Annotated in this window: 28 protein-coding genes; 4 read left to right on the top strand and 24 right to left on the bottom strand. The window is 35.1% G+C overall.

From position 1 onward, the window contains the following. Nucleotides 1–191: 191 nt before the first annotated feature. Complete coding sequence (locus DW114_RS07490) at nucleotides 192–1,466, bottom strand: glucose-6-phosphate isomerase (protein WP_117453158.1); 1,275 nt, start codon at nucleotides 1,464–1,466, stop codon at nucleotides 192–194. Between the two features lie 17 nt (nucleotides 1,467–1,483). After that, nucleotides 1,484–1,834: a CvfD/Ygs/GSP13 family RNA-binding post-transcriptional regulator gene (locus tag DW114_RS07485; RefSeq protein WP_117453157.1), complete on the bottom strand. Its 351-nt coding sequence runs from the start codon at nucleotides 1,832–1,834 to the stop codon at nucleotides 1,484–1,486. A gap of 111 nt (nucleotides 1,835–1,945) precedes the next feature. Here DW114_RS07485 and DW114_RS07480 point away from each other — a divergent pair, with 111 nt between their 5' ends. Both DW114_RS07480 and DW114_RS07475 read left to right on the top strand, forming a co-directional pair. Continuing rightward, nucleotides 1,946–2,404: a divergent PAP2 family protein gene (locus tag DW114_RS07480; protein WP_117453156.1), complete on the top strand. Its 459-nt coding sequence runs from the start codon at nucleotides 1,946–1,948 to the stop codon at nucleotides 2,402–2,404. A gap of 15 nt (nucleotides 2,405–2,419) precedes the next feature. Continuing rightward, complete coding sequence (locus DW114_RS07475; protein WP_117453155.1) at nucleotides 2,420–2,653, top strand: NifU family protein; 234 nt, start codon at nucleotides 2,420–2,422, stop codon at nucleotides 2,651–2,653. A gap of 118 nt (nucleotides 2,654–2,771) precedes the next feature. Here the strand turns inward: DW114_RS07475 and DW114_RS07470 are convergent, their stop codons facing one another. Next, nucleotides 2,772–3,767 carry a nucleoid-associated protein gene (locus DW114_RS07470; protein ID WP_117453154.1) on the bottom strand — a complete coding sequence of 332 codons (996 nt, stop codon included), beginning with the start codon at nucleotides 3,765–3,767 and terminating at the stop codon, nucleotides 2,772–2,774. 181 nt (nucleotides 3,768–3,948) lie between these two features. Between DW114_RS07470 and DW114_RS07465 the strand changes: the two genes are divergently transcribed. Next, nucleotides 3,949–4,500, top strand: a complete 552-nt coding sequence (locus DW114_RS07465) for an HD domain-containing protein (protein ID WP_117453153.1) — start codon at nucleotides 3,949–3,951, stop codon at nucleotides 4,498–4,500. 34 nt (nucleotides 4,501–4,534) lie between these two features. On the opposite strand, the gene DW114_RS07460 is transcribed toward DW114_RS07465, so the two are convergent. From DW114_RS07460 to DW114_RS07410, 12 genes are all read right to left on the bottom strand, one after another. Then, nucleotides 4,535–4,831, bottom strand: a complete 297-nt coding sequence (locus tag DW114_RS07460; RefSeq protein WP_117453243.1) for a DUF4176 domain-containing protein — start codon at nucleotides 4,829–4,831, stop codon at nucleotides 4,535–4,537. 29 nt (nucleotides 4,832–4,860) lie between these two features. Continuing rightward, nucleotides 4,861–5,625: an amino acid transporter gene (locus DW114_RS07455; RefSeq protein ID WP_147322879.1), complete on the bottom strand. Its 765-nt coding sequence runs from the start codon at nucleotides 5,623–5,625 to the stop codon at nucleotides 4,861–4,863. 146 nt (nucleotides 5,626–5,771) lie between these two features. Then, complete coding sequence (locus tag DW114_RS07450) at nucleotides 5,772–5,975, bottom strand: hypothetical protein (protein ID WP_117453151.1); 204 nt, start codon at nucleotides 5,973–5,975, stop codon at nucleotides 5,772–5,774. Then, entirely contained in the window at nucleotides 5,947–6,246 is a 300-nt protein-coding gene (locus DW114_RS07445; RefSeq protein WP_117453150.1) for a pore-forming ESAT-6 family protein, read from the bottom strand. Before DW114_RS07445 ends, DW114_RS07450 begins: the two co-directional genes overlap by 29 nt. A 12-nt stretch (nucleotides 6,247–6,258) precedes the next feature. Further along, nucleotides 6,259–6,561 (bottom strand): WXG100 family type VII secretion target, encoded by a 303-nt coding sequence (locus DW114_RS07440; protein ID WP_117453149.1) that lies wholly within the window; start codon nucleotides 6,559–6,561, stop codon nucleotides 6,259–6,261. 12 nt (nucleotides 6,562–6,573) lie between these two features. Then, entirely contained in the window at nucleotides 6,574–6,819 is a 246-nt protein-coding gene (locus DW114_RS07435; RefSeq protein ID WP_117453148.1) for a hypothetical protein, read from the bottom strand. Then, complete coding sequence (locus DW114_RS07430; protein ID WP_117453147.1) at nucleotides 6,812–10,717, bottom strand: FtsK/SpoIIIE domain-containing protein; 3,906 nt, start codon at nucleotides 10,715–10,717, stop codon at nucleotides 6,812–6,814. Before DW114_RS07430 ends, DW114_RS07435 begins: the two co-directional genes overlap by 8 nt. Then, nucleotides 10,683–13,739 (bottom strand): hypothetical protein, encoded by a 3,057-nt coding sequence (locus DW114_RS07425; RefSeq protein ID WP_117453146.1) that lies wholly within the window; start codon nucleotides 13,737–13,739, stop codon nucleotides 10,683–10,685. Before DW114_RS07425 ends, DW114_RS07430 begins: the two co-directional genes overlap by 35 nt. A gap of 1 nt (nucleotide 13,740) precedes the next feature. Further along, nucleotides 13,741–13,887 (bottom strand): hypothetical protein, encoded by a 147-nt coding sequence (locus DW114_RS21240; protein WP_158552210.1) that lies wholly within the window; start codon nucleotides 13,885–13,887, stop codon nucleotides 13,741–13,743. After that, entirely contained in the window at nucleotides 13,880–14,896 is a 1,017-nt protein-coding gene (locus DW114_RS07420; protein WP_117453145.1) for a hypothetical protein, read from the bottom strand. Before DW114_RS07420 ends, DW114_RS21240 begins: the two co-directional genes overlap by 8 nt. Before the next feature lie 49 nt (nucleotides 14,897–14,945). Continuing rightward, nucleotides 14,946–15,470: a serine/threonine protein kinase gene (locus DW114_RS07415; RefSeq protein ID WP_158552211.1), complete on the bottom strand. Its 525-nt coding sequence runs from the start codon at nucleotides 15,468–15,470 to the stop codon at nucleotides 14,946–14,948. Further along, complete coding sequence (locus DW114_RS07410; protein WP_117453143.1) at nucleotides 15,463–16,458, bottom strand: FHA domain-containing protein; 996 nt, start codon at nucleotides 16,456–16,458, stop codon at nucleotides 15,463–15,465. Before DW114_RS07410 ends, DW114_RS07415 begins: the two co-directional genes overlap by 8 nt. Nucleotides 16,459–16,595: 137 nt before the next feature. Here DW114_RS07410 and DW114_RS07405 point away from each other — a divergent pair, with 137 nt between their 5' ends. Further along, nucleotides 16,596–17,150 carry a hypothetical protein gene (locus DW114_RS07405; RefSeq protein WP_117453142.1) on the top strand — a complete coding sequence of 185 codons (555 nt, stop codon included), beginning with the start codon at nucleotides 16,596–16,598 and terminating at the stop codon, nucleotides 17,148–17,150. Between the two features lie 183 nt (nucleotides 17,151–17,333). Here the strand turns inward: DW114_RS07405 and DW114_RS07400 are convergent, their stop codons facing one another. The 9 genes from DW114_RS07400 to DW114_RS07360 form a co-directional block, all read right to left on the bottom strand. Next, nucleotides 17,334–18,032, bottom strand: coding sequence for an ABC transporter ATP-binding protein (locus DW114_RS07400; RefSeq protein WP_117453141.1), 699 nt, complete (start codon nucleotides 18,030–18,032; stop codon nucleotides 17,334–17,336). After that, nucleotides 18,016–18,384 (bottom strand): GntR family transcriptional regulator, encoded by a 369-nt coding sequence (locus DW114_RS07395; protein WP_117453140.1) that lies wholly within the window; start codon nucleotides 18,382–18,384, stop codon nucleotides 18,016–18,018. The genes DW114_RS07400 and DW114_RS07395 overlap by 17 nt, the downstream gene beginning before the upstream one ends. Before the next feature lie 12 nt (nucleotides 18,385–18,396). Next, on the bottom strand, nucleotides 18,397–18,594 hold the full coding sequence (locus DW114_RS07390) for a hypothetical protein (RefSeq protein ID WP_117453139.1): 198 nt from the start codon (nucleotides 18,592–18,594) through the stop codon (nucleotides 18,397–18,399). Continuing rightward, nucleotides 18,594–19,346: a hypothetical protein gene (locus tag DW114_RS07385; protein WP_117453138.1), complete on the bottom strand. Its 753-nt coding sequence runs from the start codon at nucleotides 19,344–19,346 to the stop codon at nucleotides 18,594–18,596. Before DW114_RS07385 ends, DW114_RS07390 begins: the two co-directional genes overlap by 1 nt. Nucleotides 19,347–19,532: 186 nt before the next feature. After that, a complete protein-coding gene (locus tag DW114_RS07380) occupies nucleotides 19,533–20,840 on the bottom strand; it encodes a hypothetical protein (protein WP_117453137.1) in 1,308 nt (435 codons plus the stop codon). Next, the gene (locus DW114_RS07375; RefSeq protein ID WP_117453136.1) at nucleotides 20,818–21,708 is read right to left on the bottom strand and encodes an ATP-binding cassette domain-containing protein; all 891 of its coding nucleotides are present in this window, start codon (nucleotides 21,706–21,708) and stop codon (nucleotides 20,818–20,820) included. Before DW114_RS07375 ends, DW114_RS07380 begins: the two co-directional genes overlap by 23 nt. Beyond that, nucleotides 21,692–22,435 carry a hypothetical protein gene (locus tag DW114_RS07370; protein ID WP_117453135.1) on the bottom strand — a complete coding sequence of 248 codons (744 nt, stop codon included), beginning with the start codon at nucleotides 22,433–22,435 and terminating at the stop codon, nucleotides 21,692–21,694. The genes DW114_RS07375 and DW114_RS07370 overlap by 17 nt, the downstream gene beginning before the upstream one ends. Further along, nucleotides 22,432–22,941: an RNA polymerase sigma factor gene (locus DW114_RS07365; protein WP_117453134.1), complete on the bottom strand. Its 510-nt coding sequence runs from the start codon at nucleotides 22,939–22,941 to the stop codon at nucleotides 22,432–22,434. The genes DW114_RS07370 and DW114_RS07365 overlap by 4 nt, the downstream gene beginning before the upstream one ends. A 111-nt stretch (nucleotides 22,942–23,052) precedes the next feature. Further along, nucleotides 23,053–23,490: a MarR family winged helix-turn-helix transcriptional regulator gene (locus tag DW114_RS07360; protein WP_117453133.1), complete on the bottom strand. Its 438-nt coding sequence runs from the start codon at nucleotides 23,488–23,490 to the stop codon at nucleotides 23,053–23,055. Nucleotides 23,491–23,494: the final 4 nt, after the last annotated feature.

Genomic DNA, 23,494 nt, shown 5'->3' with positions numbered 1-23,494 from the left:
TATGACAGAAAAATTTTTTTGCTATAGGATTTGCTAAATCATCTGCTTCTATCGCTGTATTCATCGTTTTATTTTTTATAAACCATTACTGGTGTTTGTACCCTACATGTAACTTACAGTACCATTTTTGATACTTCTTATGCAAAAGAAAAGTGCTATTTTAAAGCACTTTTCTCACTTATTAACCTTTTTTAGTTTTTACCTAATAAACGGAACATATTTTTCTTATAAACTTCAACACCTGGCTGATCAAATGGGTTTACACCTAACATATAAACACTGATTGCACAAGCTTTGAAGAAGAAATAGCACATATAACCAAAGCTTTCAGCTCCCATATCTGGAATAGTAATCAGGATATTTGGTACATTACCAGTAACTTCATGTGCTTCCAAAGTTCCCTTACAAGCCATTTTATTTACCCAGTCAACGCTCTTGCCACTTAAATAATTCATGCCATCTGCATTATCTGGATCACTTGGGAATTCTAAGTCACTTGTTGGTTTTTCTACTAACAATAATGTTTCATATAATACTTTTTTACCCTGCTGGATAAACTGTCCTAAAGAGTGTAAATCAGTTGAGAAATTAGCACTTGTTGGCAGATTTCCCTTTTCTTCTTTTCCTTCACTTTCACCAAACAGCTGTTTCCACCATTCTGCGACCATGTTCATCTGTGGTTCATAAGATACTAACATTTCTACATCTTTTCCCTGGTTTTCAAGGATACGACGGGCAACTGCATACTGATAAGCGATATTCTTGTTTAAATCAGCATCTCCAAAGTCTTTATAACCTTTTGCAAGACCACTCATAATTGCGTCAATATCAATGCCAGCAACTGCAATTGGCAATAAACCAACAGGTGTGATGACAGAGAATCTTCCTCCGATATCATCAGGAATAACAAAAGTTTCATATCCTTCTTTATCAGCGATTGCTTTTAATGTTCCACGTGCTTTATCTGTGGTAGCTACAATACGTTTGCTAGCTTCTTCTTTACCGTATTTTTCTTCCATGAACTGTTTCAATAGACGGAATGCCAACGCTGTTTCTGTTGTTGTTCCAGATTTAGAAATAACGTTTACGCAAACTTCTTTATCAGCAATATAATCCATGACATTCTTAATGTAGCTGCTAGAGAATGTATTTCCCATAAATACGATTTCTACTTTATCCTTGTTGTATAAGCCATTGATCATTTCAATCGCAGCACGGCTTCCTAAATAAGAACCACCGATTCCACAAACAACGAATACTTCACATTTATCGCGCAGATCCTTTGCTACACTCTTGATACGGTCAAATTCTTCTTTATCGTAGTTATTTGGCCATTCTACCCAGCCTGTAAAGTCGTTTCCTTTACCTGTCTTGTTTACCAGCTGATCATGATATTTGCTTACAACATCCTGATAGCTTAATACGTCTTCTTTCAACAAGGCATGAGATAAATCTAACTTCATCATTTCTTTTTTTCCTCCTTCTATTGAATGGCATCCTTGATCCAGCCATCCAGTTTTTCCTGCAAAGAAGCAAAACCGATTTTCATAGGTGGCAATTCATGTGTGATTCTTTTACGCATACTTCTTGCCTTCTGCGGCTGTAATGCTTTCAGTGACAGTTTAAAGTGTGTGCCATCTTCATCCACATCCAGGATTTTTACCTTCACCCGCTGGTTAACTTTGACATACGTATGCACATCTCTTACAAAGCGTTCAGATATCTCCGAGATATGAATTAATCCGGTATGCTTACTGTCCAGATAGACGAATGCGCCATACGGTTTAATCCCAGTGACGACACCTTCTACAACACTTCCAATCATATACTGCACGGTTTCACCTCATTTCATCGTGCTTATTATATCATATCTTCGCTTTTATGTGTTATAATAATAGATGCCAGATGGAAATTTTCCACTCTCGCATTTATTTGAGGTGACATTATGAGTTCTATATACCCGTTATTGGCCGCTTTGCTGGCAAACGTATTTGCCCAGGTACTAAAACCCGTTGTACTGTATCTACGCACCCAGAAGTTAGATGTACATCAATGTATCGCCTGTGGTGGTTTTCCAAGTTCACACAGCAGTACCGTTACTGCATTAACTGTTGCGATTGGAATGAGTGAAGGTTTTGATTCAACTTTATTTGCCATTACCTGCGTATTCAGTTTTATCGTCATTTATGATGCGACCAATGTACGTTATTATGCTGGAAAAAACATACAGTTAACCAAGCAGCTGATATCTGATTTGGAAACATTAAAGGGTTTAAAATTTTCTGATCCGATCTATCATGAGAAAATCAAGAGTGTTCTTGGTCATAAATTTATTGAAGTATTAGGTGGTATTTTATTAGGTATATTGGTAGCTCTGATTTTATTTGAGTTACTACACATATAGGAAAGAGGTATGAGTATGCAGACAAAAATAGATGAAATTAAACACGTTATTGAAAAAATCCGTCCATATATCCAAAGAGATGGTGGAGATGTTGAATTTGTTTCTTTTGAAGATGGTATCGTCACGGTACGTATGTTAGGTGCCTGCATGGGATGTGTTGCCCTGGATGATACGATTAGTGAAGGTATTGAAGCAATTTTATTAGATGAAGTTGCCGGCGTAACTGGTGTAAAGGTTGCTCAGGAATAATTTACCTTATAAGGAAAGCACCGATTGGGTGCTTTTTTATATACATGAATGGCATTTGATTTACGTGCATGGGCAAACTAGGCAATAAAAAAAGAGAGTTTTAATAACTCCCTTCTGTCTATTTACTGGTGATATTGGTGATGTTTTTTAACTGAATACTGATAGTTCCATCACTTTGTGTAACGAATTCTACATAATCTTTTGAATTCATATAATCTACTGGAATAATAATTTCTATGCCATTATCCGTTTTAATCTTCTGTACACGTTCACTGCGTCTTGGTTTTACGTATTCTACATCGACTTTTTCTTCAATGCCTTTATCTTTGACTTCTTGGGTGAAGTCTTTTTTTATGAGTGGTTTTTCTGCGAACAGAATTTCTGCGATTTCTTCTACATCAATCGGTGCCTGACGATCCACTGTATCTGCGATAATGCTTTTCATTTTTGGCATGAGATTTACTTCTTGTATATCATATTTTTCACTGACTTCTTCTAATGTTTTACTCATGGTTTTTACAGCTTCCTGATAACTTGGCTTTGTGGTGCATTGTAAAACCAGTTCGGCTAAAAAGTTTACCTTTTGTGCTTCAATTTCAATTTTATTTTCTACACAATGAATACTTAAATCACTACATTCGATTAAGGCAGCACGATCTTTACTTGTCAAATTGGATGATAACAGTGTACGATAGGAAATCAATTCGTTATAAACTGCTTCTTCCTGATGTAAGTCATGTGTTAAGCCACTTTGATATCCATTGTCTAAAATCAAAAGATAGCGTCTTCCCTCCTGCATGACACTGGCAATAATCAAGTCACTTCCTTCATAAACCCCATATTGCATCTTTAAGTCAAAAATATGCTTAGCCAGTTTTTCACTGATTTCTTCAAAAGAAATGCGTGATGCGGTATAGTTTTCTATCCATGATTTGGCAATGCTGCCTTCTTTAAAGTGAGCAGCTTTTTTCTTTGTACTGGCAAAAGCTTTATTTGCCTTTTTTTCTATCATGCTTAAAATATCTTCATTCATTTCCTGCATACATTTACTGCTTGCGATATATGTGTTATGTTCACAATCCAGAATATGCACGATACTTTTTTCTAGTTCCATGAAATTCCTCTTTTCCTTATTTTTTCGTCCTGTTTATCATACCTTATTTTAAATATTTTTTCCAGTTTAGATTGTAAAAGTAAAAATAATCAAAATCACAAAAAATTCACATGACTTTTTTGTGTAATGTGCTACAATGAATATTGGGTAGAAAAGAAAAAGGACCAGGAAGGCTGATGGAATGGAAAAAGCAATATTTTCAAAAGTAGATTTAAACAATGTAAACAGTTATTTAGCAAATGAATATCTCGACTGTGTCAAGGATTTGATTGAGATTGATGATGTTCATAAGTTAAAGGACTTTTCACAGCATTTAAAAACAAGTCGTTTCCAACATTCATTGAATGTTTCATATTATAGTTTTTTATTAGCAAGAAAGTTTCACTTGGATGCATACAGTACTGCAAGAGCTGGATTATTACATGATTTATATTTTTATGACTGGCGTGAAAAAGATACACGTCCAATGGAAGGAAGACATTGTTCTATCCATCCACAGATTGCATTAGAAAATGCAAAAAAAGCAACGAAGATCAATCATGTAATGGAGGACTGTATCGTTCATCATATGTGGCCGATGACCATCCATTGTCCTAAGACAAAGGAAGGCTGGATCGTACAGGCAGTTGATAAGTATTGTGCGATTAGTGAGATGATGTTACAAAGTGGACGTCGTATTAAGACTTCACAAATTGCCTTTTATTTTATGGCAATTGTTTCTGTTATCCGATAAGTGTCTATAATGGGAGAGCCTAGCTCTCCTTTTTTTATTCTTCCAATAGGTTTAATTCACTCAGACGTTCTTCCATAAAACCGCGAAATGCGAATTCTTCTCCATCCTGTAATCCAAGATAATATACATAATCGATTTCACTTTGATTAAACATGATCGTTTCTTGTGCAGATATCCATCCTTCAGGATAAAAGCATGCGCTATAGTCATATTGGTGCTTTGTTTTGACATCCTCTTGACATCTGCCAATGATCATGATTTTTTTATTGCCGCCTTTTAGAAGTACAATGGTACCTAATGGTAAAATTTGTTCTAATGTTCTCTTTTTCATGTACGTTTTAATTCCTCTCTCACTTATCATTAATATTCCACTTTTACTTTTAATCCTATACCCGCCAAAAATGAAGCTTTACCACCAAATTCAAGTTCCCCTTTTTTGCTGGAAAACTCTACTCCTGCACCTAATGCTCCTAATTCACCTGTACCTGTTACAGTAATTTTCGCTCCAAAAAAATTAAATCCGCCTTCTGCTTCTCCCTGAAGTGCAGCAATTCCTACATCTGCTTTCATGGTAATTTCTTCCTTATTCGCTGTTATTTTTGCTTCTCCATATGCTACACCGGCTTTGCCGCTGACTTCACCTTCAACATTAAAGTTTTCTGTGCCAATACGCAATAATCCTTTTGCTTCACCAATAGATGCATTTCCACCAACTTCAAGGTTTACTTCTGGGTTGATTTTTTTATCTTCATCATATAGCTGTATATGTAAGTCTGTATTGCCTTCCACATTGCCAAAGGAAAGATTTCCCTGCGCTTTTGCAAATTTCATGGTTTTACCAATTTGATAATCTAGAATACTGGCACTTCCAAATGCACCAAAACATACACCGTTCTTGATGTAATCATCTAATGATTTACTTGGTGATATAGATGTATGAAAACGATGGGTACCATTCCACTTACTGCAGCTGAAATCCCAGAATGGCTCTTTTACTGGCGCAGCAAGAATTTGAAATACCTGTGTAACACGTTCAATAACATCTGTAGCGATATTGGCGATATCTTCTTCTGCTAATTCATAGGCTTCTTTGGATTCTTCAAGATAACTTTGTAATTTTGCCATATCATTGATCAGCTGATGATTTTTATAGTTCAGCTGATCATGATAGAAATAATAAGGCAGTAATTGTATGTGTGAGCTAGTTTGATTGCATAGTGCTAAAGTCTGCTGAAGTTTTCCAGTATGTACGCTCAGCATATACGTAAGATTTATAGTAAAGTTTCACAGATATAGCGTTGCTCCTGTATGTTCTTTTTCATCTTAGCGATATGTTGTTTTACATAGGGAAGCTCCATAGAAGAAACAGATGTGTGTACATCCTGTTCCATTCTTTGAAGATACTGTTGGATTTGGTTTAATTGTCTTTGATAGGTATAGATTTGATTAACGTTGGAAGGTGTCAGCTTCTGCATTTAGCTGCTGCTCCATTGTCTGATAAGTGAGTACTGTCTGATCTAAGAATTTTGCGTATGTATCTACTATCGTGCGATAGTTTTCAAAAGCTGGCAGCATTGCCATAAAGCGTTGACGAATCGTATCACTAGCAGGACTGTTCCAAAAATTGGACAATTGCTGCATCGTGGATGTGATTTCTCTTAAATTGGTATTTAACTGATTGTTTTCCTGTCGAATCTGGTTTGCACAGGTCGTGACCTTTGCCAAAGATATATTCATTGTTTCCATAAAGCTGCCTCCTTAGTTACTTAAGCGGCGTGCCATATCTGCACGCTCCTGCTGCGTTCTACGATAAATGGATGCACTTTGTCTTAGATATTGTGCATATTGACGCATTAAGGTCACCATTTTTACAAAATCTGTTTCAAATCCTTTGATCTGACTGGTAAATGACTGATTGTCTTTTCCCTGCCATCCTTGTTTCATATTATCTACATCCTGAAATAGGTGACGATATCCTCTTTCATAGGCATCTGCCTGTTGTTCAATTCTTGCGGCACTGCTTTCTAAACGCTGGTAATCTACATTGATTTGAATGCTCATAGCCATTCCTCCTTAAATTAAAATGATATAGGATGCTGTATGTAAACCACTTTGGGCAACACAGCAATCCATTGCCAGAATCTTCTGGTCATTTTCATGATACAAATAAAACTGTTTTTGTATTGGTATTTGTTTCTTTTCGATATATGCAATACATACATCCATACAATCCTGAAGCTTTGCCTGTAATGGCAGATAGATGCTTAGGGAGGTCTGCACGAACGGGATGTACACCTCCACAAGAATACGATCATCCATATGTTATATCCTCCACTAACTGGATGGTGTGGTAATTTCCATCTTTCCATAAGATTCCCATCCTTTCTTCGATATGTTCTTCGTTAAAGTAAGGTAAATGTAATGTATATGTGGCAGCATTCAGGTTTGCGCCATTCCATAAAATGGTTTTTCCATGTAAATTACAGGAATCCGGGATTTCATGAACAGCATACTTTTCTACCTGACATTCCTGTTTCGTTATGGCTTTTAAAAAGGGCACATAAAAGGTTTGATCACACAACATCACCACTTCCTCTTCTTTTAGAAAGATATCTTCCTTACTGATGACATGTTTTCCAATATAAACATGTCCTTTTTTCTTTTTGACAGTGATATGTTTTGGTAATACAGGTATCTGCTGTCGTTTTGTTTTTGCTTTCACAGTTGCTTTCACACTTTGAAATTGATAAATCTGGTTTTCTTTTTCAAAGATTCCTCGTCCACATATCTTTTTAGGCAATACCTCACAATGATGAAACAGTACATGATAATCATCTTTTTCTTCCATATAGAAGCAATAGATATCATGCAGATATGTTTTGATCTGATAAGTCAATGCATAAGGATCCTGAAGTCCTAGACAAATGTAAATACCAAAGCTTGCGCCTTCTTTTAGTAGCATACGTATATCTTCCATATAGGTGGTATCCTGTATATTTACCATTTCATAATGCTGGAAAATACAATAGACTGGTTTTGTATATCCTTGTTTTTTACGTAAATGCAGTTGTTTTTTTATCTGATAAAAGAAACTTTCCATCTTTTCTTTATCTTCATAAATGATGACATCATCCACTGAAGGATACTCTTTTCTACAATGGTCTAATATGTAACAATCCGCATCCATTTGTTGGATTGAGGACAATATGGCTTGTAGAAAGTATGCTTTATCCTCTTCTCTGGTGCCGATATATGCAAAATGCTCCTGATGTAGATGTAATACAAAGCGTTTTTGATGCATTGGATCATCAACCATCCCCAACATGTATGCTTCTGTTTGTTCTATATCGTTAGAAAGTGGTGGTAACCACAGGGTAGTGGCTTGCTGGCTGCTTCTTTGGGCACATATTTGAATATGATTTACGATTGCCTCCAGCTGGGTCATTGTACTTTTCGTTTTTTCTTCTACAGCCTTTTCAAATAATGGTTCTCCCGTTGGTGAAATAATGCTGATCTGACGATGGGCAAATGGCTCATGCTTTGTTTTTTCATAATAGGGAGCATTCGCCCATGCACCCATACCCTTTACATACCATTCATCATATCCCACCTGTAAATAAAACATTCCGGCTTGTTTCAAGTAAATGGCGTCATCTTTTTTCAACATTTCCACACTATCCATACGATCCGCAACCTTTAAACATACATGAAAGCGTGCATTACTCCAGATTTGATCATCCACAATGCCACTTGGTTTCTGGGTAGCCAATAATAAATGAATGCCCAGACTTCTGCCAATACGTGATATCTTTTTTAAATCTTCCATAAATTGTGGCTGTTGTTGTTTTAATTCCGCAAATTCATCTGCGATAATCAAAATATGGGATAATGGCTCTGATACTACGCCTTCTTTATATAACTGTTGATATTGATCGATATGCATTACATGCTTTTGGCATGTTTCCTGCATTGCTTTAAATATCTTCTGCCGTCTAGTAAGTTCACTTTGAATTCCCTGAATGGAACGCATGATCTGATCATTATCCAGATTGGTCATGACACCTGCAACATGTGGCAGTTTTGAAAATGCCTGTGACATGCCTCCTCCTTTATAGTCAATTAATACAAAACTGAGTTGTGAAGGAGAATAAGAAACTGCCAGCGATAAGATCAAAGTCATGATCCATTCACTTTTACCTGAACCTGTCATACCGGCAATTAAGCCATGTGGTCCATGAAAATGTTCATGTAAATCCAAAGAAATCGTTTCTTGATGTTCATTGATGCCAATGAGTGCTTCTAAAGAAGAAGTTTGTTTTTTCCAGCGTTCAAGAATCTGCAGCTGTTCGACATTTGCACACTCATACAAGTCTAAAAAGGTAAATGAAGCAGGATAACCTTGTTTCTGCTGGGTGGGAAAATGATATGTATGATACTTGGAAATGGTATCTTTTATTTCCTGTCGACTGGCTAAATGCATAGATAACTGTTCATTTTGAAGCATTAGATGGGTATCATCCATAAGCTGGATGATCTGCTCGCACTTGGGATGTAATAATTGTAGATATGGTGCTATTTGAAAATATACTACCCGTTCCTCTTTCAAAAGATACGATAAGTAATCCATGTTTTGTTCCAGATGCCGATCAAATGAGAAAATCATTAAATAATCTTCTTCATCTTTTTCTTTCCACCATTGTTTTAAAGCATAATTCACCTGTTTTCCTGTTTGCTTATCACAGACGATAAAACGTGTTTCTTCAAAATATACAGCTGGTAAAAAGCCAAGGGCATAGCGTTTTATGAAACCGATATCTGCCAGAATACAGAAAGTGATATGTTCACGATGATGTAGTAAATAGATCTGTAACATGATATTCGCAAGAAATTGCTGGCATAGTGCTTCTTCACCATAGATGCCAATTTTATGATTGCATCGACAATTAATCGTGATATTTTGATCATGCAGTCTAGTAGTATTTTGCATAAATTCATGATATGCATCCCAGCAGATACTTTCTTCATGAATGGCTGGTTCTACATTACTGTGAAGATGAATGTCTGCATCACAATCTCCTTTTCCTATCGTAATATGTAAAAAGTTATGATCATTTGGCAATCGATTATGCAGCTTCCATGGTGCTTGATTCAACATTCTTAAGGCATCTTGTGTATCTTCATATCGAGAAGCTCTGCTGTGGCATTCTTTTTGTTGGTATGCCTTGATTTCTTTACGCATGTTTTCAAGATAAGAAAGATATTGGCGTTGTTGGATGCTTGCTTTTTTCTTATGTTTTCGTTTTTCATAAATACGTGTCATGATTGGCCAAAGCATCATTGTACAAGCCATACTTCCACTCATGATGAGGGTTGGCAAAATACTGGTAAAGGATTCATGATTTGCTTTCATTGAAGTCACGCTGACGATTGCCATTGCCATAGAAGCGATTCCCATGATAAAGGAGGGTCCTGCACTCATAAAGAATGGTGTATCATCCACTTGTGATATTTCCTGTGGCAGTTCTATCGTTAGTTCCAATGGTTCTATCGTAAAGGTTTCATGAACGGATGGAAGAATATCTTGTGGAGTGAATGGATGTATGGTATGTACTTTTTCTTTTCCTTCCTCCATATGGATATTCATCATATCCTGTAAAACAACCAATAATGTATCCTTCCCCATAATAAACAAATATTGCATTATCTGTATACGATCTCCGGGATGAAGTTTTTCATGATCTATTCGTAATGCATTCACATATAAGCCATTGCGACTTTGTTCATCTTTGATAAACCAGGCATTGTTTTGATAATATATGCTGGCATGATGATGAGAAATCATTGTATCCTGTATGTATATATCGCATGTTTTATGACGGCCGATTTTATATGTTTTTGATGGTTCTAATGCATAATAACGATATTGAAATGTATCTTTTTGAATATATAAAAGATATATCAAATCATGATCATGGCGTATACACAGCTGTTTGTTTTTGGTTAATGGATAATACTTAGGAAAATCAATGGGAAAGTCACATTGTGGATTCTTCAACAAACACCATTCATTGTCTTGTCCACACACCTCCATGATCGGCATATGATGTTGGTTTTTTTGTCTGTACAGCCAGAATCTTCCAATCGCTTGTGATGGCAATAAACAGGAATCAATATGGGTAGGACTAAGAATGATGATTTCTGCGTTTTCGCAAGCCATACCAGATCGTACCTGTAATCACAAATAAAATACCTGTTAATGAATAGATCATAATATCACTTTTGCTTTCGTTTTCTTCCAGTTGTTCACTCATTTGAATAGAATCCTGCTGTTTGGCAGTTTTTATTTCTTCTTTTACCTGTGCTTCTTCAAGTGGGGTGATGATCTGATCAAATTCTGTGACATTGCCTGCCTCATCCTCCGCTTTCGCATAAATATGTGTTTCATGCTCCAGCATGATTAGATAATATGCATAACCGTTTTCATCATATTTGATTTGATTCACATCTATTTCCTTGCCATCAATCATTATTTTTGTAAAATATTCATGGCTTCGTTTATGACTGTCTTTTTGATCAATGTATAAAGAAATCTGAGAATGAATCATTCCATGATCTAGTATTTGATATGCATGATCAACATCATAAAGTGATATGATGGGAGCCTGTTCATCTATTGTGAAATGATATGGTGGTAATTTCCAGCGATTCATTGCCTGATCTCTTACATCCACCTCTAACTCATAATCACCTTCCTCTTTGATTGGCTGATTCCATAAATAAGGTTGTACTTCCCCATTACGTTTTAATGTCCAATGTACCACAGACAATTTCTTTTGATCATCTTTGATAGCTGGCGTATAGGGAGCATGATAGATGGCATCCTTTTCATTTTCAAAATGGATATTCGGCTTATAGTTGTCAATCACAAAGTCATACTGTCTGGAAGTAAGATTTCCTGCTAGATCACTTGCGTCAATCACTAATTTATATTGATGCTTTTTTCCATCTTCTTTTCCAATATACAACTGCACTTCATTGCCTTGCAGCTGTTTAAAGAACTGATCATCCTCATACAAAGTAGCTATTACCTGATTTAGCCATAAATCACTGATGGATGATTGTATTTGAACATCTTTATTGGTGATATAGGGAAGAGCATTATGAAAGGGCTGATGATTGATCGTTGTATTGATATTGGGTGCGATAGGATCATAGATCAGATGCAAAGAGTCAGTCGTGGTTATATTTCCCGCAAGATCTTTTGCGCTTAATCGAATATCATATTCTCCATATCCCTGTTCCATCAAAGAAAGCTGTTCACATATGGCTTGTGTTCCTTCATATGTTTTTGTTTGGCTGTTTCTTGTGATCGATAGTGTATAGTCAGATAAATAATCATCTGATACAGCATATTGAATCAATGGATGTTGATTCGTGATAGGAGCACTTAATGCCTGTAAAGATAACTTTGGTGCCTTTTGATCAATGATGAAATGATCACTTCCACTTGTTTGATTACCGGAAAGATCAAATATTTTCCAGTTGATATCATACACGCCGTCTTTTTTTATCTGATAGCGTAAAGTATCCTGTTTGTTATCTTTGGGATGTAATTCATCAATGACTTTTCCATCCCGCATAATTTGTATTATGCTGTTTTCTTCATCTAAATATAGATCACTTACATTCCAGCAAAGCATTCTGGCATGATTTAAATACTTTGTATGCTCATGATCATCATATGTATAACTTACTGTTGGTGCATTGTGGTCAATGACAAAATCTACTTTTTTTATCGTTCGATTAGATGCCAGATCACTTGCGCCTACTTCAATTTCATATACACCTTCCTGTTCAAATTTTGGATATGCAAAGTATTGGTTACCCTTTTGTGTCCAGTTGAGGACTAGCTCTTTTTCCTTGCCATCCTTTTTCATAAACGCCCAATATTGATCGATATGCTCCTCTGTAATCGTAATGGGAAATGTGACATTGTTTTTTTGATATTTATCGATTTTCATATCAATGACAGGTGCCATTTGATCAATCAATACTTTCCCTAAATCCTGTTCACAGACATGATGAACCTGATCCACAAAATAGTAACGGATATGATGGCTTCCATCACTTAAAGAAACGGTATATGCTTCACGTGGTTCATTGAGAAATTGTTTTTTATCATCTATTTCAATATAGCTTTCTTCATAATTTAAATGTGGTTCATCGATTTGAAAACGCAGTTGAAGTGCATGATCATATATTGGCTGTAGATTTGTGATTTCTTCCTTACCTTCAAACAGATGAAGAATTGGTGCACTTTGATCAATCGACAATTCTACCTGATCTTTTACCATATTGCCACAGTTGTCCACAATCTCATAACGCAATACATGCTCGTTTTCACCCATAATGGAAAATGTCATATATTGTCCATTTTCGTCACTTTCCCAGGCAACCTCCTGTAAAACATCATTGATATAAATCTTAGATGCAGCGATATCCAGATGCTCATCTACTACATATAAACGAAAGGTTCCATCCTGCTCCATGACTTGTGGCTCCCATTTTACACCATCTTTCATTAATGTAACCTGTGGCAGGGTATCATCTACTAAAATTTCTTTATCATAGACAGCCTGATTCCCATAGGCATCTTCCATTTCAAAATGAAATTGATATGATCCATTTTCTAATTGTAATTGAAATTCCTCCTGTTGTTTTAACCAAGAGATGGTTTGTTCTACGCCATCTTTTTTTACGCTTGTAATCACCTGCTTTTGATGTTGATCAAAGAATTGAAAAGTAATCAAAGGGTGTGTAGAATAGGTATCTTGTAAAGCACCGCATTCTTGTTTATCTTCATAGAATTTTATGGAATATGGTGTAGTATCCTTATCAAAGGCTGGTGTCAGAAAGCTTTCTTTATCAATCTTTAATTCGTATTGTACATCATCACCATCCAATACCTCTACCTGTCCAATCCAGCCATTTTCTACTTTCTGCCATGTGATCGTTTTAATTTCTTTCATATCCAGGTTTGATGATTTCACAAATAATTGGGCCTTATCCTTTTTATCATCGTCTACTAAAAAGCTTAAATTCGCCTGTTCATGATAACTTTCCTGTATTTGTGCACCATTGATCAAAAACATCTGTTCCTTCGCAAATAGAGATGCATCCATACAATAAAGCGACATTGCGGATAAAATACAGGCTCCCGCAGTTTTGGTTTTTCTCAAGTTATTCTCCTTTCATTTCCTGTGTCTGTGCCATCAGCACTTCTTTTTTAGTTTTTTGATGCTGTTTATCAATGTGAGATAAAATGATATAAAATACCAGAATACAGGCAATCAGATATCCTAATTTTGCGATAAAATATTCACTCATATATTCTCCATTTCTCCATCAGATAATCAAGTTGTGATATTGTCTGTTGAATACTTTCTCTGATGGCATCTTCGTGTTTGATTTTCTTCAACAGTGTTTTCGCTTCCTGAAGCATATGTAGATGGGCATGTTTTTCTTCATCTGATATGCAGGATTCAAATGCATCCATGTATAGAGAGCTTAGTAACAGCAAATCCTTATCACTTTGCCATTCCTTCTCCAGCTTTTGGATATAGCCAGTCACGTCCTTATCCTTACGCTCTATCTGCCATACCACAAAAGCATATTGCACACGATGCATTTCATCCTGCATAGATGCTTCCTCATACAGTTGTATCAGCTGCATCCACATTGTTTTATCCAGATCATTGCTTAATTCATATAAATCAGCCAACAGTTCTTTATGTACGGATGAATCAGTGTCTGTTTCTTTTATGATCTGTGTATACAATGCACTAAGACTTCTTTTACAATCCTTTTTATCTAAGACATCGCCCAGTATTTGTCGATAAGATTGATCAAATTCACTCTTGGACCTCTGCAATAATTGATATGCAAAATGGGCAGTTGATAAATCCTTTAACGTCATACTTTCCAATACCAGATATTGTTTGATATCCGGATGTAAATCAAATGCTTCCTGTTCACACAATCTTTCGATATGCTTTAAAGCATCTTTTTTATTTGTATAAGATAGATATGCACGATAGGCATCGATTTGATCAGGATTGGCGCATATGGCTTTTTCAAATGCTTTTTGTCGTATCAAATCGTTATAGATTTGTTGTTTCTTATCTTCATAACAAAGCATGCAATATCTTGATACAAGAATCATCATTACCATAATTCCTGTTAAGAAGAATGAAGATATGTGTTTTTTATGATGTTTACTAAGCTTATCCAGCTGAAGTGCTACATCTGACATATCATGGATACATTGATTATGATCTTTTTGCGCACATCGCCATAAGAAGATGTCAATTGCTTCTTTTGGCTTTTGATCAGGCACAAAACATTGATGTGCTAAAACATAAAAAGTCTGTCCAAAACTATATACATCACATGTGGCAGTGGGCTTCTGCTTTTTTAACGCCGGTGCTCCATAGCCTGGGAGTTAATGCATATACCTTCTGATTTTCTTCACTGACACTAACACCAAAATCAATCAAATGCAAATGTTTCTGTTTATCACATATCAAATTCTGAGGTTTTACATCCAGATAATAGATACCATGATGATGAAGATAATCTAAAATATCACGAACCTCTTTCATCCATGTTATCAGCTGTTTCTTACTGATTTTACGACCTATGTATTGATCTAGGCTTTCCCCTTCGATATATTCCATAACAAAGCTGCCTTTTGGATCGTATTCAATCAAAGATGGAATCATGGGATGATGAAGTCCTGCCAATAAACAGGCTTCCTTTCGTAAAGCTGAAGCATATAACGCTGATTTTGCGTCATCTTTCTTACAAATTTTACAAGCATAGCGCTTTTTAGTTTCTAAATGTTCTACCAGCCATACCTGTGACATGCCGCCTTTTCCTAATAAACGTATTTTCTGATATGTCTTACACATGCTCCTCCTCCTTTGAAAATGGTGATTGAAACTGGAATTCATGATTGGCAAAGCTGATGATATCTCCATGGTTTAATGTTCGTTCTTGAATTTTTTCATGATTCACGAAGGTTCCATTACTACTATTTAAATCTGTCAAAGTATTGCTTTTTGAATCAAATACGGCATGTTTGCCAGAAACAAATGTATCATTGATACATAAATCATTTCCCTTATCTCTGCCAATATGATATTCATCCTTTTGTACGATATAGATAGCTTTCGTTTTTTGATCAATGAATGAAGATTGATCATCTCTTCCAAATAACACCATCGTTTCCATAAATAATTCATCTTCGATAGGAGAATGCGGTTTTTGTATAACAGCTGGTTTAGGAAGTCCATTCACAACAAATGCGACTTCTTGTTTTTTAGGAAAGAATTTCGCATACCATGGTGCTTTTGGTTTATTCGCATCAAAAAGTCTATGTAGTCCCTGAAGAACATTTGGTAAGGATACTTCTTTACCTTTTAATTGTTCAACTAAGAAACCTGATATCGCATATAGATTTTCTCCTTTCAACACTTTGATCAGTTCTTTTAGAAACGTCTTACTCTGTTCACTTTGAAATACCCATTTATCCATCGTCAATGGTAATGCCATAAATTTTAAGATACCGCCATCATAGCTTAGGTAAATCAAATCACTTTGTAAGACAACCGGTTTATTGGTATTTGTTCTTACCAAATGTTCAAATAAATAAATCAGAAACTTCATTGCTTCATCTTCTTCAAAACGATGCATTTCCAAATAAGACAATAAATCTAAATAGCCGTTGGTATCATAATAGAACTTCACTTTGCTGTTAGGATCACGAATTACATTCAGGCAAGATGTATCTTTACACATCTGAGCCAAAACGTATTCATCAAAATCTTTTGCTTTCTTTAACGTTACTTCCACAAATCCATCATCACGCTTCTCCAATTTTTTTATTTCTTCTTCCAATTTCAACACCTCTTTTTTTATCCGTACAAGTATACATACGTAAAAAATTCTGAAAATCCTAAATTTTTAGTCATTTCACATATTTTCACATAATTAAAATGGTATAATATTCCTACCTCTGAAAGGAGAAATCGCCGATGAATAAAGCGTTTTTTAAACATTTTCAAATCCTATTCCTCATTTTTATCATTTTTATAAATTTAGGGACTTTTTTCTTTACTGCACCTTTATCACAAAACCTAAGTGATCTTGGAAATGCTCTGGGGCATAAATTTTACCTCATCGTTTGGGGAATCAGTGCCGCCCTATATTTTTTCATTTATACCTTTGTATTTATGAAAAAAAACCGATATTCCTATCGGCTTGGTTATCTTCTATTAATGCTCGCTTGTATTTTTATGGCCATATCGGTATGTATACCCTATGATCCTATGCATGCCCCCTTCTTCTCAAAATGGCATACACAGCTTGCGATGGCAGGAACAGCTGCATATGTGATCTTGTTTTATCATATCCTGACAACCATCATGAAAAAAGATATCCCTTTATTTCAATATTGCGTGCGTCCGTATACCCTCCTTGTTGTATGTGATCTGTTGCTCTATCTTTTAAATAGTGGTGTATCCACCCTGCTTGAAACTTCATTTACCATTATGATGAGCATTTTGCTTTATATATTTCTAAAAAAATAGAGAACGCATGAACGTCCTCTATCCAAAATTATGCATACGCATACATATGACTGCTGTTAGGATGCCTAAAAACATACAAGAAACCAGTTGAAATCTTAAATACCCCGCTACACCAAAGATCAGTGCTAAACTGACTAAACTGATTCTTTTTTTCTGCAGGCTTTTATCCTGTTTCATAATCTTTTAGTATTTGAATTCCTCACGGAATAATTCATCAATTGATTTTCCAGTTTCTTGTCGCAACGTTTCTACATCTTTATCTAAAACGATATTGCCTTCTTTGATAAATACAACATTGCTAAAAATACGTTCGATATCCGCAATCAAATGGGTTGCGATTAAAATTGTCTGATTTTCATCATAATTTTCTAATATCGTATCCAAAATCACCTCACGTGCTGCAGGATCTACACCGCCAATTGGTTCATCCATGATGATAAGTTTTGCTTTACGGCTCATCACAAGTGCCAGCTGAAACTTTTCTTTTGTTCCTTTTGACATAGATTTGATACGCATTTTATTATCAATTTTAAATTTATCCATGATTCTTTTGCATTTTGTTTCATCAAAATCATGATACATATCACGGAAAATTCCAAGCACATCATTTACCTTCATCCAATCAGAAAAATAAGGCTCATCTGGCAAATATGAAACAACTGCTTTGGATTCTGCGCCAACGCTTTTTCCATCAATTTTCACAACACCCTGATAATCTTTTAACAGACCTGTCATGATTTTTAACATAGTAGTTTTACCACTTCCATTTGGTCCTAATAAACCAATAATCTGACCGTTTTCTACGGTTAAATCAACATTGTTTAATACCTGTTTTTTTCCATAGGATTTATTTAATCCACATATTTCAATCAGCTTTTCCATTTTCGTAACGCTCCCTTATCATTTGTATGATTTCTTCTTCACTGCTTCCAAATTCTTTCATTTCATCCAGAAAAAGATCAATTTTTTCATTCATAACATGCTTTTTTAATACCATAATTCGTTCAGGATCTTTACAAATATATCGCCCGTTTGTTCGCTCACTTATAAACAAGCCATCCCGCTCTAATTCCTGCATTGCCCGCTGTACTGTGTTAGGATTTACACCAAATTCCACTGCCAACTCACGAACTGGCGGTACCTTCATTCCAGGCTGATATTCGTCTGTGATGATTCGTCGCTTACATTCATCTATGATTTGTAAATAGATAGGTATATTATCATCAAACTTCATTTAGACCACTCCTTAATATTCTCTTTTTTTCATAATATGCATCGTTCTCAACACTGCAAGAATAATGATTAGCAATACACCTGATCCTATCATCAGAAACACAAATCCCAGCTGTAGATAGTCGACCAGCAAATATCCGGTATATAAATACCAGAAAGTAAACATAAGAATCACCAGGATTGCCAACAGGTTTTCCTTAAAATCATGCATTATTCTAATTCCAGTTTGTGGTCTAAGATATAAACAGATCCAAAATAGAATGCAACCATTAAGATGGCATCTTCTACCATAGAAATATACTGTGATGCATTACTGCTTACAATATTCATTTCGCCTCCACCAAACAAGACGCTTACAGAATCTATTCCTATTACATAATTATTAAATAAAGAAATCACGATCGTAATAGCGAAGAATAATAAGACAGCAATGATTCCTCTATGACGGCGAATATAGTTTGTATGTGTCACATTCATCACAAAATAAACCATAGCAACTGATTCAATCGTACCAATCAATACCATGATGATATTCATTAGGAAATTGAAATCCATTTGCTGAAATACTTTACCAAATGCATCAAATAATTCAGATAACGTAAATCCACCTGCTTTGTAAGCCAATAAAACTCCAGCTAATACAATAACAATCATAGATAAGATAAACCATAAAGCAGAATTTAAGATTTTCACTAACAGGATCATCTTACTTGAAGTTGGCAGCGTCATCGTCAAATAGCCGGCTTTTGTGAACATCGATTGTTGATAAGTTCTGATAATCATCACAAATGTTAATATAAAAACCACAAAAAGCATAATCGTAAACAGAAGAGATACGATCATCATAATGATATCACTGCTTCTGGTACTGAAGAATAATGCAGATAATAATAAAATCGCATACGTAAATAAATAACTTCTATAAGAACATTTTAATTCATATTTCCATAATTTCCAAAACATAAAGCTCCTCCTCTTTTTCAAAGATGATGCATCATTGTATTAATCATCTAATACAATAGTACAGCAGATGATGGGATATGTCAATAGACTTATTCTAATTATTTCCAAATAAATGGATATTTTTTTAACATATAGTTTTACTAGATTGTCTGAAAATTAAAAAAAAGGCTATGGTCACATTAGCCTTTATGCATGCAATACACGATGTAATTTACCTTCTCTAAACATCCATAAAACAAGAATTATATCTAAAATTATCCAGATGATCCAGTATTTTGTGGCTGCTGGTATGATTAATCCTGCAACTGACATAAATAATGGTGTGACGCCGGATGTATAATTGACAACATTTAAATGCTCACTAAAATACATTAAAAGATTGCTAGGAAAATAGCTGGCAATTTCATACCCGCCCATGTGGAATACCGCGTAATATATTGGGAAAATTACAAAAATCAAGGATAATATCGCAGAAAAATATGTGTTTTTTGACTTTTGTGAAATAAACAAAATACTGATACAAAGGGATATCGTCATCAATAGCTGATTAATAAATCCAATACTTACAAGCTCTTTGATGGAAAATACATAGGAAGCAATCAAATTCTCCTGTTGATAGAAAAACATGTCCCAATGGATACCGGATGATTGAAGAATCGCATAAACAAAAGTAACTATTTTACATAAAAGTGGGATACCTGCTCCTAATAATAGCGCAAAAATAATCTTTGCTCCTACTGTTTTGGCAGTGATAGGTGAACATGCAAGATACGTATCAGTTTTTCCCTGTGCTTCCCGGCTGAAGATATTCGCAAAAAGTACAGCAATCACAATCAATATGACCATATTCGTATAGTTTATGCGATCAACGATATTATTTTCAATATAATTACTTTGATAAGTATTGGAAAGATTTAAGAAGCGTCGATTGATTTCTTTCTTTGAAACTTCATCTTTTACATTATCACATTCTCCTAACAAACATGAGTTATTTCCTGGTTGATATATATAGTTGTTTCGATTTAGCATGATATCCTGATCTGGTATATATCGGATAAGATTAGACCATAATAAATCATCTTTATAACCATAATGGATAACTACTTCATCTAAGGAGTGAAATTTTATATCAATCAGATCATTGACCATTTCCAGTGTTAATGTATGATTTTCATAAGCCTTGTAGATCTTTTTCCAATCGAAGGAATTCATATTGTTAGTCATTTCTTCATCGATTTCACGGTTAGGGTTATAATGCATCGCATCTTTTTCTAAATCAGGAATTTTCTTATAGATGTCTTGATAATTTCCTTCTAAACTTTTTTGTTTTTCTATAAGCTGTGATACTTCCATCCCATTCCAGTCATCATTAAAAACACTTTTGATATCCTGTTGTGTCTGCCAGATACAAATGCCTAAAAATAACAATAATATAAGTTTACCAGAAAAGGAAGAGATCAGTTTCTTCATTTCATAATAAATCAGTTTCCACATAAGCGTTTTCCTCCCTGAAATAGGATAGATACACATCATCTAAATTCGGTTCTTTTTCTATTGCCTGTGCACAAGGCTTGTGATCCGACAATAATCGGATTGTGATAATATTTCCATCTGTTTTTCGATTGACGATTGTATAATCCTGCTCAAATGCACGGATTGCCTGTTCATTCCCATTAATTTCATAAACCTTTTCACTCATTCCCTGTAATATATCTGGCAATGGCTTTTTAAATAAGATCTGTCCCTGTTTCATCAACATGATATCATCGGCGATCGATTCTACATCACTAACGATATGTGTTGATAAAATGACAATCGTATCCTTGCCAACATGTGACAACAGCTGTCGTAATGCGATACGTTCTTTTGGATCTAAGCCTGCACTAGGTTCATCCAGTATTAATATTTTGGGATGATTTAATAAAGCCTGTGCAATCCCTACACGCTGCATCATACCACCTGATAAATGCTTTAATTTCTTCTTTCTGACATCCTGAAGATTTAATCTTGTTAAAAGTTCATCTATTTTCTGTTCACAATAATCTTTCTTCAGGCATTTCAATACACCGATATATCGTAAAAATGATTCAATATTAAAATCCATATAAAATCCAGCATTTTGTGGCAGATAACCCAAAGATTTTGTATATTCTTTATAATTCTGCAAGATTGCGATATCATCCATTTTCACAATCCCCTGATCAGCTTTCATAATACCACAAATCATACGCATCAATGTTGTCTTGCCACTGCCATTTGCGCCAAGCAACGCATGAATACCTTCTTCCAAAGTGAACGATACATCGTTTACTGCGATTTTATCTTTAAATGATTTTTGTAGATGTTCAATTGTTAATTTCATAAAAGCCCTCCTTTCCAAGCCTTTGATATTTACAGATACAGCCAGATAGGAATAAAATAATCGCTATCACACACAAATATGGCTGATAAGATATCCATGATGAAAACCATGTGGAAGATAATGAATACTGTATAAGCTTCTCAAACACACCGGTAAAAACATAAGTAAATAATACATACAGTACTACATATACAGATAATGCGACTTGATAGCTGCGTATAGGGACAATACTAGATAAGAGTACAAATTCAGATAAACATAATGGAAGCACGGATGTTGTGACCACCTCTATGATTTCATGATGGGAAAAACTGCCACAGGTGATTAACAGTCCTATAGTTAAGATATAAAGTGTAAGAAAACATCCAATCTGAAAAAGGAATAGCTTTGCGCCATTTAGCGGTGTTGTATATAAAATTTCATGCAGGCCACTTTCCTGATGGCGAAATAGCAAAGTTGTGAAATAGATTCCCAGTGCACAATAATATAAGGAGATGTTGAATAATTCAAAATATTTTGTGAATATCAAATATATAAAAACGAATAAAAATATCAGATAACCAATGATGATCTTGTTGCCGTCTGCTTTTAGATATGATGTAAAGATATGTATATTTTGATGTTCTATACGATTTTCTTTCTGCATGAGCTGCACTTTACAGGCCTGTAGCGTTTCATCTAATCCTTCTGTTTCCAAAACCTCTACACTTTTCCAATCCAGTTTCATAGCCAGTCCTCCTTCTTGGTGATTTTTCTTAACTTTTCCAATCCTAGTCTTATCCGGGTTTTTACCGTATTTTCACTGATTCCTAATATATCTGCGATTTCCTTGATTTTCAATTCTTCATAATACCTTAAAACCAAGACTTCCTGTTGCTGCATCGGCAACGTTGCTAATAATGATTTTAAATCCCTTTGGGGATGAAGCGGTTCTATACCAATATTCTCTAGTTTATCATCATTCTCCTGGATAGGATGTGTACGATACCAGTTATGACAGCCATTGACTGCCATACGTAGCAAATAATGCTTAGTTTTTCCGATAAATTCAAAACGGTCTATATTTTTGATAAAGTTTAAAAAGACCTCCTGCGTAATATCTTTACTACATTCATTTCCTTTCACACGTACATAAACATAGGAGTATATTTGAGGATACAGTTTAGAAATTAATTCATCTAATGCATGTTGATCGCCGGCTTGTATCTTTTTGACAAGATGTTTTTCTTTCATATCTGACCTCCTCACTAAGTTAATGGTTTTAAGAGCCAAAAAGTTCTCTTTTTTCATCAAAAATTGATTTTTATTTTTTCATATAAAAAAAGCCTGTTTTTTCAAACAGACTTAATATTTTTCTTTAAAGAATTTCATTAGATTTTTTAAGGAGTTGATCAGTTCTTCTTCCTTATCCAGTTCCAATTCATTCAATAATTTTTCAATCATTGCCTCATGAAACTGATTATGGATCTGCATGATCGATTCTGCCTTATCCGTTAATGTCAGACGCACGATACGTTTGTCCTTCTCATCCTTGACTCTTTCTACATACCCTTTTTTTACAAGCTTACTTGTCGAAACGGTAAGCGTACCCTGTGTTACCATCAAACGTTTAGCGATTGCGGACATCATATTGGATTCACTTTTTTGAATTGCTTCTAGGATATGCACTTCGGTCATGGATAACTTGACCCCCTGATCACGAAGATTCTTCTCCTCAATCAGAAGGATGTAGTTAAATAAATCTACCAGAAGTTCATTTAAAGTATGACGTGTGTCATCCATAGAT

The organism is Absiella sp. AM09-50 (assembly GCF_003433845.1).
In the GTDB taxonomy this organism is placed as follows: Bacteria; Bacillota_I; Bacilli_A; order Erysipelotrichales; family Erysipelotrichaceae; genus Hoskinsella; species Hoskinsella hominis.
This window is presented reverse-complemented; position numbering and strand designations above follow the sequence as displayed.

Coding starts and splice junctions, on each gene's coding strand:
- DW114_RS07490 (WP_117453158.1), bottom strand. CDS start 1,466: ATGATGAAGTTAGATTTATCTCATGCCTTGTTGAAAGAAGACGTATTA.
- DW114_RS07480 (WP_117453156.1), top strand. CDS start 1,946: ATGAGTTCTATATACCCGTTATTGGCCGCTTTGCTGGCAAACGTATTT.
- DW114_RS07475 (WP_117453155.1), top strand. CDS start 2,420: ATGCAGACAAAAATAGATGAAATTAAACACGTTATTGAAAAAATCCGT.
- DW114_RS07470 (WP_117453154.1), bottom strand. CDS start 3,767: ATGGAACTAGAAAAAAGTATCGTGCATATTCTGGATTGTGAACATAAC.
- DW114_RS07465 (WP_117453153.1), top strand. CDS start 3,949: ATGGAAAAAGCAATATTTTCAAAAGTAGATTTAAACAATGTAAACAGT.
- DW114_RS07460 (WP_117453243.1), bottom strand. CDS start 4,831: ATGAAAAAGAGAACATTAGAACAAATTTTACCATTAGGTACCATTGTA.
- DW114_RS07455 (WP_147322879.1), bottom strand. CDS start 5,625: ATGGCAAAATTACAAAGTTATCTTGAAGAATCCAAAGAAGCCTATGAA.
- DW114_RS07450 (WP_117453151.1), bottom strand. CDS start 5,975: ATGCAGAAGCTGACACCTTCCAACGTTAATCAAATCTATACCTATCAA.
- DW114_RS07445 (WP_117453150.1), bottom strand. CDS start 6,246: ATGGAAACAATGAATATATCTTTGGCAAAGGTCACGACCTGTGCAAAC.
- DW114_RS07440 (WP_117453149.1), bottom strand. CDS start 6,561: ATGAGCATTCAAATCAATGTAGATTACCAGCGTTTAGAAAGCAGTGCC.
- DW114_RS07435 (WP_117453148.1), bottom strand. CDS start 6,819: ATGGATGATCGTATTCTTGTGGAGGTGTACATCCCGTTCGTGCAGACC.
- DW114_RS07430 (WP_117453147.1), bottom strand. CDS start 10,717: ATGGCTTGCGAAAACGCAGAAATCATCATTCTTAGTCCTACCCATATT.
- DW114_RS21240 (WP_158552210.1), bottom strand. CDS start 13,887: ATGAGTGAATATTTTATCGCAAAATTAGGATATCTGATTGCCTGTATT.
- DW114_RS07415 (WP_158552211.1), bottom strand. CDS start 15,470: ATGTGTAAGACATATCAGAAAATACGTTTATTAGGAAAAGGCGGCATG.
- DW114_RS07405 (WP_117453142.1), top strand. CDS start 16,596: ATGAATAAAGCGTTTTTTAAACATTTTCAAATCCTATTCCTCATTTTT.
- DW114_RS07400 (WP_117453141.1), bottom strand. CDS start 18,032: ATGGAAAAGCTGATTGAAATATGTGGATTAAATAAATCCTATGGAAAA.
- DW114_RS07395 (WP_117453140.1), bottom strand. CDS start 18,384: ATGAAGTTTGATGATAATATACCTATCTATTTACAAATCATAGATGAA.
- DW114_RS07390 (WP_117453139.1), bottom strand. CDS start 18,594: ATGCATGATTTTAAGGAAAACCTGTTGGCAATCCTGGTGATTCTTATG.
- DW114_RS07385 (WP_117453138.1), bottom strand. CDS start 19,346: ATGTTTTGGAAATTATGGAAATATGAATTAAAATGTTCTTATAGAAGT.
- DW114_RS07380 (WP_117453137.1), bottom strand. CDS start 20,840: ATGTGGAAACTGATTTATTATGAAATGAAGAAACTGATCTCTTCCTTT.
- DW114_RS07375 (WP_117453136.1), bottom strand. CDS start 21,708: ATGAAATTAACAATTGAACATCTACAAAAATCATTTAAAGATAAAATC.
- DW114_RS07370 (WP_117453135.1), bottom strand. CDS start 22,435: ATGAAACTGGATTGGAAAAGTGTAGAGGTTTTGGAAACAGAAGGATTA.
- DW114_RS07365 (WP_117453134.1), bottom strand. CDS start 22,941: ATGAAAGAAAAACATCTTGTCAAAAAGATACAAGCCGGCGATCAACAT.
- DW114_RS07360 (WP_117453133.1), bottom strand. CDS start 23,490: ATGGATGACACACGTCATACTTTAAATGAACTTCTGGTAGATTTATTT.